This window comes from Pantoea sp. EA-12 (assembly GCF_030053355.1).
In the GTDB taxonomy this organism is placed as follows: Bacteria; Pseudomonadota; Gammaproteobacteria; order Enterobacterales; family Enterobacteriaceae; genus Pantoea; species Pantoea vagans_C.
Window position 1 is genome coordinate 161,474 of sequence record NZ_JASGBY010000001.1, and the last position, 15,175, is coordinate 176,648.

Sequence of the window (15,175 nt, forward strand, 5' to 3'; positions counted from 1 at the left end):
AGTTAGGTGTTTTCGAAGACGCGCGCATCGGGATGCGCGCCGGTGATTAAAGAGACGATTTCGTCTGGCGTGGTGTCGGCATGGCGGCGTTCGGCAATTTTGCGTCCCCGGCGGAACACCACCATGCGGTCGGCCACTGCAAACACATCGCTGATGTTGTGGCTGATCAGCACCACCGCGCAGCCGCGTTCGGCAAGGCGGCGTGTGAGCTGTAACACTTTCTGGGTTTCCGCCACCGCCAGCGCTGCAGTGGGTTCATCCATGATCACCAACTGCGCATTGAGATTGAGAGCCCGACAGATCGCCACCGCCTGACGCTGGCCGCCAGAGAGACTGCCGACGGCGGCTTCCGCATCCGAGATATGCGCATCCAGCTCTTTCAACAACTGATCGACCCGTTCACGCATGGCACGGCGTTTCAGGAAAGGAATGCCCAGCACGCGGCGTTTCAGTTCGCGACCCAAAAACACGTTTTCAGCAATACTCAGGTTTTCCGCCAGCGCGAGTTCCTGATAGATGGTGGCAATCCCGTGTTCAGCCGCCTGACGAGGTGAAGTGAATTTCACCGCTTTGCCCTCGATCCACAGTTCGCCATCACTCGCGCTGTACGCGCCTGACAACACTTTGGTGAAGGTGGATTTCCCCGCGCCGTTATCCCCCAGCAGGGCCAGCACTTCTCCACGATAAATGGACAAATTGACCTGGCTCAGCGCGGTTAAGGCGCCAAAGCGTTTGCAGATGTTGCGCGCTTCAATGAAACAGCTAGTCATCCCCACTCTCCAGGTAGGCAGCGGTGTGAAAGTCAATTTCCCATTGCAGCACGGTGCCGTAGAGATCTGACAGACGCTGTTTGTCTTCCGCGCTCAGTGTAAGCGCACACTGATCCAGTTCCGCTTTGAGCCACAACGCCTGTTGATGAAACTCCTCTTCCGCATGCATCTCCACCCAGCGGCGCACATCCTTGTCCTGCTGTGTTTTTGCGCTGACACGCTTGCACCAGTGGTAATACATCCACTCGGCACCAAACATCAGGGTGATAATCTCGGCATAACTGCCCTTCTGCGCCACACGCAACATGCCGTCACGAAAACGGTTAACGCCGGGCAGATCATCGGGATAGTCGTCAAGGTTAATGGCACGATTGGCGAGTACGGCTTCAAACCAGGCAATCTGCGTATCCACCAGCGCATTGAGCACGCCAATCAGCCAGCGTTGCTGGCGAATGTCCGGCGCTTTGCTGACGCCGAGCGCAAAAATGGCAATCGCCGTGGCCACAAAATTGCCCTCGAACACCAGATAACGGTTAAACACGCTGTCCGGCAATTGGTCACGCTCAATGTCCAGCACAAAGCGATGCTGCTGCATGCCTTGCCAGACGTCTTGATGCTCAGCCAGCAATTGGTCGGTGAAACGGCTCATCACACCTCCTCCAGCGCGGCCTGCGCCACTGACATGAAGTGCTTCACGCGCGCCAGCTCAACCTCGTTCCACCACACGCCATCAACCTTCATGGTGCTGGCCACGATTACCCCTTGGGTGCGGCCTAAAATCTGGCAGACGTTGGCCGGTGTCACCCCCGAACCCACCAGCAGCGGCAATTCGGTCGCCGCACGGATTTCGTCGATTTCACTCAATGTGGCGCTATCGCCGGTGCGCTGTCCGGTGGCAATCACCGCATCCGCTTCGAAGAAATCGACATCGCGGGTCAGTTCCTGGATGGATCGGTCTGCCACAATGGCATGGCTGCCGTGTTTGACATGACTATCAGCAAATACCCGAATGTGGTCGGCACGTAATTGATTGCGATAACGCAGGGCTTTCGCCGCTGCACCTTCGATAAAACCTTCGTTGGCGATGTAGGCATTTGCCCACTGATTGACGCGCACAAAATCCGCGCCTCCGGCCAGGGCAGTGGCAATAGCCGGAATAGCGGCATTGGCCAACACGTTAATACCCAGCGGTGCGCCGAAACGTTCACGGATTTTCTCGGTAATCACCGCCATAAACGCCGCGGTTTCTGGGCCGATGTCTTCAGGTTTGGCAAAGGGAATATCGCCATGATTCTCAACAATTAACCCATGAACACCGCCAGAGAGATAATTATCCGCATCACGCAAGGCACGATCAATAATATCTGAAATTGATTTACCTCGATATTTTGGCGAACCAGGAAATGCATCGCAGTGAATAACACCAATCACTGCCTTTTTACGTGAAAAAATATCTTGTATCGCGTTACTTTTTTCTGCTGATATAGAAGCCATCTCACTCACCTTATTAACGAGAAACCTATGCGTGTATATGTTGCAGGCAATATTGTTGTTGATGAAACTTGGTCGATTGATGAATTACCCCAAAAAGGCGCGTCAATTCACGGAATAAAGAAATCCCAGGACATTGGCGGAAAAGGGGCCAATCAGGCGATCATTATTTCCCGCTGCGGTATTGACACGCGATTAATTGCTGCCACAGGTCATGATATTCACGGACAGTGGATTCGCGATCGTCTGCAGTGTGAAAATTTACCGTTGGTTCCTGAAAACGCGTTAGCTGATCACAGTGATACCTCAATTATCTTTAATAGCAGTGATGGCGATAATGCCATTATTACCACCCAGGCCGCCGCCGAGGCACTGGCGCTGGAGGTCGTGCTGTCTCATTTATCCGACGCCAGCCCAGGCGATATCTTGCTGCAACAGGGAAATTTCTCCGTCGAGAAAACCCGTGCGCTTTTTAGCTGGGCGAAAGCTCACGGACTCATCACCGTATTTAACCCGTCCCCCGTCAATCCCGATTTTGCCGATTTATGGCCACTGGTTGATGTTGCCGTGGTCAATCAACATGAAGCGAAACTGTTGCAACCCAGCGGCGTCAAAACGCTGGTGGTGACACAAGGTTCGGCGGGTGCTGAACTTTTCCAGCCTGGCCAACATCTGTTCTGTGCTGCGACTCCGGTGCAGGCCGTTGACAGCACCGGTGCGGGCGACACCTTCCTGGCGGTGTTGCTCGCATCCGCCCTGTTACGCGGCGGTGAACCCGATGCGCTGGCGTTGCATCATGCCAGCGCGGCGGCGGCGATAACCGTAAGCCGCACCGGCACCCTGAATGCCTTTCCAACCCCGGACGAGTTGACCGAACTGCTGGCCATTCGTCTGTAGTGGCGGCCTTAGGGCCGCCCGTGGGCGCACCAAGGCGCGCCCCGCTTGTGCCTTACTTAAACAAGGGACGATAGGTATCGACGTTAGCTTTGGTCACCACCGTTGCAGGCACCAAAATGGTTTTACTAACGGACTTCCCTTCCGTAATGGCGTTAAGTGCTTTCAATGCTTCTTCACCCATCTTTTTCGGATCTTGCTGCAACACGGCCGAGACGTATCCGCCGTCAATGCCAGTGATGGCTTTCGCAGTTAAATCCCAGCCGAACACTTTGATGTCTTTTTGACGCCCTTGGTTTTCCACGGCGGCAATGGCACCCAGTAACGCCGGTTCACCAGTGGCGTAAATCGCCGTCAGATCCGGGTTACCGGTAATCAGGTTTTCCGCCGCTGTCATCGCGTTGTCCTGGATGTTTTGCCCATCGACCACATCGGCAACGGTAATCTTGCTGTTGCTCTTAATCGTCTCTTCAAAACCTTTCTGGCGCTGGTTTTGGATCGCGGAATTCAACGCCCCGACAATGCCCAGGCGCGCTTTGCCGCCCATTTCTTTCGCGACGTAATCGACAAAGTATTTACCCAGAATTTTACCGCCTTCCAGATTATCTACCCCAACCTGAGACGCTTGCGGACCAGCAGGTAATACCGCATCAATGGCAATCACCGGAATCTTAGCGGCGGCAGCTTCTTTAATGGCGGGCATAATCCCATTCACATCAATGGCATCAACCAATATTCCCTTCACACCCTGTTGAATATAGTTTTCAATCGCATCATTTTGCGCTACCGGATTATCGTTGGCGTTATAAATCACCAAATCTTTACCGCTGGCTTTCGCCGCATCCTGCGCCCCTTGATTCATAAGATTAAAAAATAGCGCTTGCTGATTAATTTGAACTAATGCATAAGTCGGCGCTGCCTGAGCCAATGCAAAAAAAGATCCAGCAGAAAGTAATGCACTTGCCAAAACCATTGAACGCAGTTTTCCGGTGAAAGATGACATCATTGAGTTCCTCGTCGGGAATAAATAATAATCAGCGCTTCCCAGCGTTTTAGGCTGAGAGTTTATGTTGGCAGGCAAATATCGATAAAAAGTCATGAACACGGATTTCATACCGTGTTTTTGAGGCCACCGTGTTCAACGTTTTCGGCATCCCATCCGTTGGGAGTGCGGGTTGAAATACATTGAATCGGGTTGGGAAGCTATTCCCGGTACTGCGGTAAACGGTTTATACAATTCGCTCAGTGGATTTTTTTGTCAAGTGTTTATTTATCCATCATTGCAAAAGGAAAGCGCTGTATCAGTTACGCTTAACTGTGTTACAGATAAACACTCTGAGCAAAGATGGCGAAATCAATGAGTATAAAACGCGTGTTGTTGTCTGACGTCGCGAAGCTGGCGGGCCTGTCAAAAGCCACGGTTTCTCGCTATATGAATCACAGCATCGTGCTGCCTCAGGAGACCATTGACCGCATCGAAACCGCCATCCGCACCCTCGATTATCGCGGGAATAGTCTGGCGCGGCGGTTGAGTAAAGGCGGCAGCGAAACCCTGGGTCTGGTGCTGCCGGATATTACCAACCCCTTTTTCGCGGAGCTGGCTGACGCCGCCGAGGAGGCCGCCTCGGCACGCGGCTATAGCCTGGTGTTGTGCATCACGCGGAACAATCCGGACAAGGAGGCGCAATTCATCCGCTGGCTGGATACACGCCAGGTCGATGGCTTACTGTTCACCACCAACCGGCCGGACAATGGTGTACTGCGCGATGAAATTCAGCGTCACAATCATGTGGTGTTACTGGATGAGGATATCCCCGGTAGCCAGGTACCCAAAGTGTTTGCCGACAATGTGCAAGGTGGACGTATTGCCACCGAACAGTTGATTGCTGCCGGGCACACCAGGATCGCGTTTATTGGTGGGCCAGAGCAGCTGATGAGCGTCCGTGAACGCTATCAGGGTTTTTGTTCGGCGATGCAGCAGGCGGGCTTAACCGTTCCGCCAGAGTGGGTGATGTATGGCAACTATGCGCGGGAGTTCGGCCAGCAAGCGCTAAATCACCTGTTCAGCTGTACCCAGCGCCCGACTGCCGTGTTCGCCGCCAGTGATTATCTGGTTCTGGGATTGCTCGACGGGTTACGCGCCAGCGGCTTACAAGCGCCCGCCGCCCTTTCCCTCGTGGGTTTCGATGACGCCAATTACACCGACCTCACGCACCCCCGCATCTCCACTATCCGCCAGCCCGCGCGCCAACTGGGCCACACTGCCGTTAACATTATGCTGCGCCTGCTGAATGACGAAACGGATGTTCCGATGGAGACTCGTTTGCCGGTGGAATGGATTGGGCGAGATTCAATTGGATTTGTTAACAACGTCCCAAAATGATGCAAAAGCGCACAACAATGGCGCAAAAAGTGAGCTGAAATTTTTAATCACGTTATAGTGAGTAAACCGGTTTACTAGAAAATTACCTAACAAGTGATGCTTTACAACAAGTTAGCCGAAAGTGCAGTGCCTGCGATGCAGGCTGGCATGGATGCTGCAATGTCGTACCTGGCGAGTAAATATCATTGTAGCGTTTGTCCTGTTGGTTTAGACAAAAGTCTTATCCGGTAGGTAAACCGGTTTACTAGATTGTAAACCGTGCCGGATAAGTCCTTTTTCCTGACAGGATAAACATTTCCCACAAGCGTTGATGGGAGTTGTCCAATGCAGCAATTACAAGCTCTTCCAGCCCGGGTTGAGATGATTAACATCACCAAAACTTACGGTTCGATTCGCTCTCTGCGCGGTGTCAATTTACAGCTCGCGCCAGGGGAAGTGCTCGGTTTAGTCGGCGATAACGGTGCCGGAAAATCGACGCTCACCAAGGTGCTTTCTGGCGCGGTCGTCCCCACCAGCGGCACCATTCGCATCGACGGGGAACAGCAGCAGTTCAGCAACCCCGCCGATTCACGCCGCTGCCACATCGAAATGGTCTATCAGGATTTGTCCTTGTGCGACACCGTCGATGTCGCGGGCAATTTGTTCATGGGCCGTGAGCCGATGAAAAGCGTGCTCGGCATCCCCTTTCTCGATCAGGCCAAAATGCACGCCGAAGCGCGCGAGATGTTGAAAGGTCTGGGCATTTCCATCCCGGATACCCGCTTGCTGGTGCGCAACCTATCCGGCGGCCAGCGCCAGGCGATCGCCATTGCCCGTGCTGCGGCCTTCGATCCGAAAGTGTTGATTATGGATGAGCCAACGGCTGCGCTGGCTGTCGCCGAAGTGGAAGCGGTGCTGGAGCTGATTCGGCGTGTCTCGGCGCGTGGCGTCAGTGTGATTCTGATTACCCATCGTCTGCAAGATCTCTTCCTGGTATGCGACCGCATTATGGTGATGTATGAGGGCACAAATGTGGCAGACCGCCGCGTGGCCGATACCAGTCTGAGCGACATCGTGAACCTGATCGTAGGTGAGAAATTTACCGCGCAATCAGCGGCAGCACATTGAGGTAACAGGATGAGCATCATGAATTTAGGCAGTTCACGCATGATCCAGCACTCGCTGCCACGCCGCTTGTTACACAACCACTCCGGTGTGGTCAGCATTGCGCTGTTCTTTATCTTCTGTTGCGTGGTGTTTTCACTGATCACCAGTAACTTTCTCACCAGCACAAACTGGCTGAATATCATTCGCCAGAGCGCACCGTTGCTGATTGTGGCCACTGCGATGACGCTGGTGATCACCACCGGCGGTATTGATTTGTCAGTGGGATCCACGCTGGCGTTGGTGGGTGCACTTTCGGCGATTGCACTCAATAACTGGGGCTTGCCTTGGCCGGTAGTACTCATCGGTGGATTAATACTGGGTGGCTTGGTCGGCGCCATCAACGGTTTCTTTATCGCCTTCGAGGGCATTCCGGCCTTTATCGTCACGCTGGCGACACTGGCCGTGGTACGTGGCATTGCTTTACTGGTGACCCAAGGCTACTCGATTCCCGTCCCTGCCGACAGCCTGTTTACCTTTATGGGCCGCGCCTGGGTGCTGGGCATCCCGATGCCTGCGCTGATTGGCATCGTGGTATTAGTTGCCGGGCATATTCTGCTGAACCATATGCGCTTTGGTCGTTACGTCACCGCCATTGGTGCTAATGCGGAAGGGGCACGTCGCAGCGGCATCAATACCAAAGCCGTGACCATGAAGGTTTACATCATCAGCGGGATGGCCGCGGCGCTGGCTGGCATGATCATCACTGCTCGTCTCGGCAGCGGCTCTTCCAACCAGGGTGAAGGTTTTGAACTGCAGGTGATTGCGGCTGTGGTTTTGGGCAGCACCAGTTTGTTCGGCGGGTTCGGCACCATTATCGGTACGCTGCTGGGTGCGCTCTCCATCGCCATTATCCAGAACGGCCTGATTTTGTCGCACATCTCACCGTTTTATACCCAGATCGCCACCGGCACCATCATTCTGCTCGCCATCTGGCTGAATACCCGCATCCTCAATCCAACCCGCTCGGCCGCAAAAGGATAGCTTATGAAAGGATCAATATTTCGCCATGCCGACCCGTTGCCAGTAGGCATTTCCAGCGGCCATGTGATGACGGTGCTCGGCCCTTTGCCGTTGGCGGAGATGGGCGTGACGTTAATGCATGAGCACATCCTGTTAGATGCCTCGGGCAAATGGGTGCCGCCCTGCTGTTGCAGTGAACGTCATGTGGCCGAGATGCCGGTCAAAATGGAAAACCTCGGTGAGTTATCGCTTAACCCGCTGATGAGCCGCGACAATTGCCAGCTGTTTGATGTCGATACCGCGATTGAAGAGCTGATGAAATATCGCGCGTTGGGTGGTGAAACCGTGGTCGACCCGACGAACATTGGCATCGGGCGCGATCCCAAAGGTTTGCAGCGCATTGCGCGTTTAACCGGCTTAAATATCGTGATGGGCACCGGGTTGTATCTGGAGCCTTCGCATCCTGAATGGGTAAAAAGCATCAGCGTTGAGCAACTGGCTGACAAGCTGATTTACGACCTCGGAGGTGCAGCCGAGAAGCCTGAAGTGATCGCCGGATTGATCGGAGAAATTGGTATCTCCAGCCGCTTCACACCGGATGAAGAGAAATCACTGCGTGCTGCCGGACGCGCCAGTGCTGCGACGGGCGTACCGATTCAGGTGCATTTGCCCGGTTGGGAGCGCCTCGGCCATAAAGTGCTCGATATTCTTCAGCAGGAAGGCGCTGACCTGCGCCATACCGTGCTGTGCCATATGAACCCCAGTTTTGCTGATAAAACCTATCAGCGCGAGCTTGCCGATCGCGGCGTGTTCCTCGAGTACGACATGATCGGCATGAGCTACTACTACGCGGATGAAGATGCGCAATCCCCTTCCGATGAGGAGAATGCCCGCGCCATTTGCGAGCTGATCGATGATGGCTACATCCAGCAGATTTTGATGTCACAGGACGTTTTCCTCAAAACCATGCTGACGCGTTACGGCGGCCATGGTTATGGCTACATCCTCAAACATTTTGTTCCGCGCCTGAAACGCCTCGGTGTCAGTGGCGAACAACTGGAAACCTTGATGATTACCAATCCGCAGCGGGTATTTGGCGGATAAACGGAGACGTGTCATGCAGAAGAAAGTTTTACTGGTCGGTGAATCCTGGACCAGTACCTCAACTCACGTAAAAGGCTTTGATCAGTTTGCCACCGCGACATGGCACAGCGGTGCCGTCGATTTTATGGCGGCGTTGAAAGACAGCGATTATGCCGTCACCCATATGCCCGCTCATGCCGCAGCGACGGAGTTCCCGTTGACGTTAGAAGCGCTGCAGCAGTGGGATGTGATCATCCTGTCTGATATTGGCGCCAATACGCTGCTCCTGCATCCCGATACCTGGCTGAAGAGCCGCCGCACACAGAATCGCCTGGCATTAATTCATGATTACGTTGCTGGCGGTGGCGCCCTGATGATGATTGGTGGCTATTACAGCTTCCAGGGCATTAACGGCGGTGCACGCTATCGTAATACCCTGGTGGAGAAAGTCCTGCCGGTGCGCTGTCTCGCCTGGGATGATCGCATAGAAACCCCCGAAGGCAGCTACGCCGAGGTGACCATGTCACACCAAGTACTGGCCGATATCCCCAGCGATTGGCCGTGGCTGCTGGGTTATAACGAGGTGGAAATGCAGCCTGAGGGAACACTCCTCGCGACCGTCGCGGGAACGGCTCACCCTCTGCTGGCAGTGCGTGAATATCAGCGCGGCCGCTCTCTGGTCTGGACCAGTGATATGTCGGCCCACTGGCTACCTGAAGAGTTTTCTCAATGGCCGGGTTATCGCCAACTGTGGACTAACTGCCTTGACTGGCTAACGGAGCGCACTTGATTCGGCCAAAGTCGCTTGAACTGGCCCAGCAACTGCTGGGCTTCAACACCATCAACCCACCAGGTAATGAAACGGATTGCATGCAGTTTTTTGCTGCCTGGCTGGCGGCACACGGATTCGATGTCAGTCTCAGCCATTTTGGTGAGGGGCGCACCAACCTGATAGCGCAATTACCGGGCCGCGCTGCCGGTAAACCTCTGGCGTTTACCGGGCACCTTGATACCGTTCCGCTCGGCAATCAGCCGTGGCAACAGGACCCTTTTGGTAGTGATATTGTGGGCGATCGCCTGTATGGACGGGGCGCCAGTGATATGAAAGCCGCCATCGCCGCTTTTGCGCTGGCTTGTGTGCAACATCATGCGCTGATTACTGCCGGGCGTGGCGTGGTGCTGATGATCACGGGGGGTGAAGAGACCGGCTGTGACGGGGCTCAGGCGATGATTGCCGCAGGTAAACTACCCGATGTCGGTGCATTGATCGTCGGTGAACCGACGGCTAACTACCCGGTAATCGGTCACAAAGGTGCATTATGGTTACGCTGTGAAACGCGGGGTAAAACCGCGCATGGCGCGATGCCAGAGTTGGGTATCAACGCGATCTATCTGGCGGCGGATGCACTGGGGAAAATCCGCCACTTTTCGCCCGGCGCACCACATCCGTTAATGAAGCAGCCCACGCTAAATGTAGGACGCATTGAAGGAGGCTTAAACATTAACTCCGTGCCGGATCGTACAGCCTTCGATGTGGATATCCGCAGTGCGCCCAACCTGCAGCATGCCACTATCCGGCAACAGCTGTCGGCGCTGTTGGGCGAAGAGGTTACGCTGACCACCTTAGTGGATTTACCCGCCGTGTTGAGTTCTGAGGCGAATCAATGGATTCAGTCAGTCTATCAACACTGCCAACCGCTATTTGATCAGCCGCTTGAAGCCAAAGTGGTGCCCTACTTTACCGATGCTTCGTTACTGCTGCCCGCACTGGGCAACCCGCCTTGCATTATCCTTGGCCCCGGCGAACCGACCATGGCACACCAAACGGATGAGTATTGTTTACTGAGCCGCCTAGCGGAAGCGGAAGCACTGTATGCGCAGTTGATTGAGGATTACCAAGAGTGATAACCCAAGGCGGCCCGAAGGCCGCCATACCGGTTGTGAATCAAAACAGCGTTTTTTCTTTCCTTTATCCCATTCATTAGCGAAGCGCGACGCGTCGAAAATTTCCTAAACCCGCTGAGCAGCGCCAGAAAAGGCGAAAATATCGACTATGATCTGTTCTCAGTCCCGTCGTGCCGTCCCAATTTGAGCCATAGATCTTTCTACGGAACGCTAACCGCTTGATGTCGTCCATCGCCCTTGCATGGGCTAAACGAGGCAATTGAATGGAATTCAGATCATTTGAGAAATCCTGGGGTGCGGAGATGCAGACGGATGGCAGCGTGCTGTTCCGCCTGTGGGCACCTGGTCAGCAACAGATCACCCTGCGCCTTGTCGATGGCGAGTATCCGATGAATGCCACCCATGATGGCTGGTTTGAACTGCAACGCCACGATACACCGCACGGCACAGCATACAACTACGTGCTGGCCGATGGCACCGTGGTGCCCGACCCGGCTTCCCGCGCACAACAATCGGATGTTAACGGCCCCTCGCTGGTGATCGATCCGCGCCATTATGCGTGGCAGCACCAGGACTGGCACGGCCATAAATGGCATGAGACGGTGGTGTATGAACTGCATATTGGCACCTTTACCCCTGAAGGCACCTTCCAGGCGGCGATCGCTAAACTGCCGGGCTTAAAAGCATTGGGTATCACCATGATTGAGATACTGCCGGTATCGCAATTTGGTGGCTCACGCGGCTGGGGCTATGACGGTGTGTTGCTCTATGCGCCCCACGCCAGCTATGGGTCGCCTGATGATTTTAAAGCATTGATCGATGCCGCCCATGCGCAAGGCTTATCGGTGGTGCTCGATATCGTGCTCAACCATTTTGGTCCTGAAGGCAACTATTTGCCGCTGCTGGCACCGGACTTCTTCCATCAAGAGCGCATGACGCCTTGGGGTGCGGGAATCGCTTACGACGTCGATGCGGCTCGCCGTTATATTGCTGAAGCGCCGCTATACTGGCTGCAGGAATACCATCTTGATGGTCTGCGGTTTGATGCCATCGACCAGATTGAAGATGCCTCCAGCAAACATGTGCTGGTTGAGATAGCCGAGCGCATCCGTCGCGATATCACCGATCGGCCCATTCACCTCACCACCGAAGATTGTCGTAACGTCACCTTCCTGCACCCGCGTGATAAACAGGGTAACGCTCCACTGTTTACCGGTGAATGGAATGACGACTTCCACAATGCCATCCATGTGTTTGCTACCGGCGAAACCCACGCTTACTATCAGGATTTCGCCGAGGTTCCGGAAAAACTGATTGCACGCATTCTGACTGAAGGCTTCGCTTATCAGGGTGAGATCTCGCCACAAAGCGGCCAAAGACGTGGCGTGCCCAGTGCTGGACAGTCACCGGTCACCTTCGTGGATTTTATCCAGAACCACGATCAGGTCGGCAACCGTGCGCAAGGCGACAGGTTGATTACGCTGGCGGGGTCTGACCGCACCAAAGTGCTGCTCGCAGCGCTGTTGCTGTCCCCACACATCCCTTTGCTGTTTATGGGCGAGGAATATGGCGAAACCCATCCGTTCCTGTTTTTCACCGATTTTCATGGTGATCTGGCTAAAGCCGTGCGTGAAGGCCGCGCCCGTGAATTCACCGGCCATGCCGGACACGATGACAACGTCCCCGATCCCAACGCGGAACAGACCTTTATCCAATCCAAACTCGACTGGCAGAAACTGCAGAGCGTGGAAGGTCAATCCTGGTGGACGTTCACCCAGCAGCTGTTGCAGCTCCGTCAACAACACATTGTACCGCTGCTGGCTACCGCTGGCGGGCACAGCGGCAAGGTGTTAACCACCGCCAAAGGGTTTGTGGCGGTGAGCTGGCAGTTCCCACAAGGTGAGCTGTCGATGGCGTTCAATATCAGCAAACAATCTCACAGGTTACCGACTTTGCCCGGTGACACGCTCTTTGCCTGGCCACAGGAAAGCGCATCTTTACCCCAGCACGCTATTGTTGTTCGCCTGAAAAAGGAAAAATCCGCATGATGGTGCCTACCGCCACTTATCGCATTCAGTTCCGTAATGGCATGACTTTTGATCGTGCGATTGAACTCATTCCGTATCTGCAACAACTCGGTATCAGCCATCTGTATGCCTCGCCAGTCTTTACCGCTACTGGCGAATCCACGCACGGTTATAACGTCACGGATGCCAATGAAATTGATCCGACGATCGGCGGTCGTGCAGGATTTGATCGCTTGTCCTCAGCACTACAGCAGGCCGGTCTCGGGTTAATTCTGGATATCGTCCCGAATCATATGGCGGCCTCGCTGGAAAACGCCTGGTGGCGGGATGTGATTGAGCATGGCGAACAGAGCGCTTACGCACGCTACTTCGATATTGACTGGTCACGCCGCTTAACGCTGCCGTTCCTCGGCGATGACTTTGTTACCGTGCTAGAGAACGGGGAGTTAAGTGTACAGCCCCATCCCGAAACCGGGCATCCGTCGCTGGCGTACTACGACAGTTTTTATCCGCTTACGCCCGCCAGCTGGCAGGGTCGCGCCGATGAGGTGTTAGCCATCACGGACCACGCCGCGTTAGATGCGTTACACCAGCAGCAGCCATGGCAGTTGATCAACTGGCGCGATGCGCGACGTGACCTCTCCTATCGTCGTTTCTTTGAAATTACCGGGTTGGTTGGTATGCGCGTAGAAGATGAAGCGGTGTTTGATGCATCACACCAGCTGATTCTGGAACTGGTGCACAGCGGTGCCGTGAGCGGTTTACGCGTCGATCACATCGATGGGCTGGCCGACCCGCAAGGATATTTAACTCGTCTGCGCGAGGCCGCCGGGCCAGACTGCTATATAACGGTAGAGAAAATCCTGGCAGAAGGCGAACTGATCCCCGCTGAGTGGCCGATTTCCGGCACCACCGGCTATGAGTTCATCGCCGCGCTGTCCCATGCGTTGATTGACGATACGCAGATCGATGCGCTGCACCTTGCCTACGAAGTTGCCACGGAAGAGAGGAACAACGTCAGCGCGGGATTGCGTGCGGCACGCGAATTGATGGTAGACCGCAATTTTGCCGGTGAATTTGCTCGTCTGCTGGCGCTGGCCACTCGCATCGCCAGTGAAGAACAACGTAATTTCGGTGAAGCAGAATTGCATGTCGCACTGCGTGAAATGCTGATCGCTTTCCCGGTATATCGCACCTACGGGCGGCGTTCGGGCATGCCGTTGGCAGGCGAAGAACTGTTACAGCAGGTGCTGGAGGCAGTGAAATTCAGTGCGTCGCCGGTGGCACTCAGCTTTGTGCAGGCCATCTTGCTGGACGCACTGTCCGAACGCAGTGAGCAAGATGCGGCGGAATTCCGTGCGCGGTTCCAACAGTTAACCGGGCCGTTAATGGCAAAATCGGTCGAAGACACGCTGTTTTTCCGCAACCACGTGCTGCTGGCGATTAATGAAGTGGGCGCAGAACCCTTACCGCACGCCTTCTCACTGCAACATTTTCACCATGAGATGCAAACCCGGTTACAGCAGCAACCAGACGCCCTATCGACCACCTCAACCCACGATACTAAGCGCGGCGAAGATGCCCGCGCACGGCTTTATGCATTAAGTGAATGCCCCGCAGCGTGGGCAGAAAACGTGGCGCGCTGGCGTGAACTCAATCAGTCGCAGGTTGTACAACTGCATGATGGCCCGGCACCCGAGCCAGCCGTTGAATGGATGCTGTATCAGGCACTATTGGGTGCCTGGCCCGCGACGTTACAACCGCAAGATGCAACGGGACTGGCAGCACTGGAGGCGCGTTTTTTACCCTTTGTCGAAAAAGCGCTGCGTGAGGGCAAACTTCGCACCGACTGGGCCGAATCGAATGAGCACTATGAGCAGGCGGTATTGGCTTATGCACGTCATATGTTGTCTCCTGCTCATCCCGCGTTTTTACATGATTTCAGCCAATCCATTCAGCCATTGATCGCCACCGGGATGATCAACAGTCTGACTCAGACAGTGATCAAACTTACCGCTCCCGGCGTACCGGATATTTATCAAGGTAGCGAAGCCTGGGATTTCAGTCTGGTTGATCCCGATAACCGCCGTGAACCGGATTTTGCCACCTTACAGCAGCAATTGGATACCCAGAGTAAACCTGATTTCAGCCAGCAGAGTGATTGGTTGAGCGGCAAGCTCAAGCAGCAGGTCATTGCCGCTCTATTACAGCTGCGACGCGATATCCCGAAGCTGTTCCGCTTTGGCGATTATCAGCCGCTGTATGCCATCGGTGCCAACGCGGAACATGTGATTGCTTACGCGCGTCAGGACAGCAGCCATGCTTTGCTGGTGGTGGTGCCGCGCCTGATGCTGGAGGGTTCAGGTTGGTCGCTGTCCACTCTGTTGCTCCCTGAGTCGCTGGCTCATCGTCAGTATCGAAATCTGTTTAATGGCGAAATGCTGTCGCTTAACGAACAACTTTCTCTTGAAAACGTGCCGTATCAAGCGCCGCTGGTGCTGATCGCCAGCTAAGCG

General features: G+C 54.7%; 13 protein-coding genes. 9 read left to right on the forward strand and 4 right to left on the reverse strand.

Annotated elements, in window-relative coordinates; all coding sequences use genetic code 11:
• Positions 1–2 precede the first annotated feature (2 nt).
• From QMZ30_RS00780 to QMZ30_RS00790, 3 genes are read right to left on the reverse strand one after another with little or no spacing between them, the layout of a single operon-like run.
• A complete protein-coding gene (locus QMZ30_RS00780; protein ID WP_283225953.1) occupies positions 3–770 on the reverse strand; it encodes an ATP-binding cassette domain-containing protein in 768 nt (255 codons plus the stop codon).
• Complete coding sequence (locus QMZ30_RS00785; protein WP_283225954.1) at positions 763–1,419, reverse strand: TenA family protein; 657 nt, start codon at positions 1,417–1,419, stop codon at positions 763–765. Before QMZ30_RS00785 ends, QMZ30_RS00780 begins: the two co-directional genes overlap by 8 nt.
• Complete coding sequence (locus QMZ30_RS00790; protein ID WP_283225955.1) at positions 1,419–2,264, reverse strand: BtpA/SgcQ family protein; 846 nt, start codon at positions 2,262–2,264, stop codon at positions 1,419–1,421. Before QMZ30_RS00790 ends, QMZ30_RS00785 begins: the two co-directional genes overlap by 1 nt.
• A 27-nt stretch (positions 2,265–2,291) precedes the next feature.
• On the opposite strand from QMZ30_RS00790, the gene QMZ30_RS00795 reads away from it, so the two are divergent.
• Entirely contained in the window at positions 2,292–3,158 is an 867-nt protein-coding gene (locus tag QMZ30_RS00795) for a PfkB family carbohydrate kinase (protein WP_283225956.1), read from the forward strand.
• 52 nt (positions 3,159–3,210) lie between these two features.
• Here QMZ30_RS00795 and QMZ30_RS00800 read toward each other — a convergent pair whose 3' ends face one another.
• Entirely contained in the window at positions 3,211–4,161 is a 951-nt protein-coding gene (locus QMZ30_RS00800; RefSeq protein WP_283225957.1) for an ABC transporter substrate-binding protein, read from the reverse strand.
• Between the two features lie 339 nt (positions 4,162–4,500).
• Between QMZ30_RS00800 and QMZ30_RS00805 the strand changes: the two genes are divergently transcribed.
• The 8 genes from QMZ30_RS00805 to treY all read left to right on the forward strand — a co-directional run bounded on the left by QMZ30_RS00805 (position 4,501) and on the right by treY (position 15,172).
• The gene (locus QMZ30_RS00805; protein ID WP_283225958.1) at positions 4,501–5,538 is read left to right on the forward strand and encodes a LacI family DNA-binding transcriptional regulator; all 1,038 of its coding nucleotides are present in this window, start codon (positions 4,501–4,503) and stop codon (positions 5,536–5,538) included.
• A gap of 360 nt (positions 5,539–5,898) precedes the next feature.
• Positions 5,899–6,645, forward strand: a complete 747-nt coding sequence (locus QMZ30_RS00810) for an ATP-binding cassette domain-containing protein (RefSeq protein WP_283226302.1) — start codon at positions 5,899–5,901, stop codon at positions 6,643–6,645.
• An 18-nt stretch (positions 6,646–6,663) separates the two neighbouring features.
• Positions 6,664–7,665, forward strand: a complete 1,002-nt coding sequence (locus QMZ30_RS00815) for an ABC transporter permease (RefSeq protein WP_283225959.1) — start codon at positions 6,664–6,666, stop codon at positions 7,663–7,665.
• 3 nt (positions 7,666–7,668) lie between these two features.
• The gene (locus tag QMZ30_RS00820) at positions 7,669–8,748 is read left to right on the forward strand and encodes a phosphotriesterase family protein (RefSeq protein ID WP_283225960.1); all 1,080 of its coding nucleotides are present in this window, start codon (positions 7,669–7,671) and stop codon (positions 8,746–8,748) included.
• Positions 8,749–8,761: 13 nt separating this feature from the next.
• Positions 8,762–9,517, forward strand: a complete 756-nt coding sequence (locus QMZ30_RS00825) for a glutamine amidotransferase (protein WP_283225961.1) — start codon at positions 8,762–8,764, stop codon at positions 9,515–9,517.
• Positions 9,517–10,632: a M20 family metallopeptidase gene (locus QMZ30_RS00830; RefSeq protein ID WP_283226303.1), complete on the forward strand. Its 1,116-nt coding sequence runs from the start codon at positions 9,517–9,519 to the stop codon at positions 10,630–10,632. Before QMZ30_RS00825 ends, QMZ30_RS00830 begins: the two co-directional genes overlap by 1 nt.
• A 263-nt stretch (positions 10,633–10,895) precedes the next feature.
• Positions 10,896–12,680: a malto-oligosyltrehalose trehalohydrolase gene (gene treZ / locus QMZ30_RS00835; protein WP_283225962.1), complete on the forward strand. Its 1,785-nt coding sequence runs from the start codon at positions 10,896–10,898 to the stop codon at positions 12,678–12,680.
• Entirely contained in the window at positions 12,677–15,172 is a 2,496-nt protein-coding gene (treY, locus tag QMZ30_RS00840; RefSeq protein WP_283225963.1) for a malto-oligosyltrehalose synthase, read from the forward strand. Before treZ ends, treY begins: the two co-directional genes overlap by 4 nt.
• The last annotated feature ends 3 nt before the right edge of the window (positions 15,173–15,175 follow it).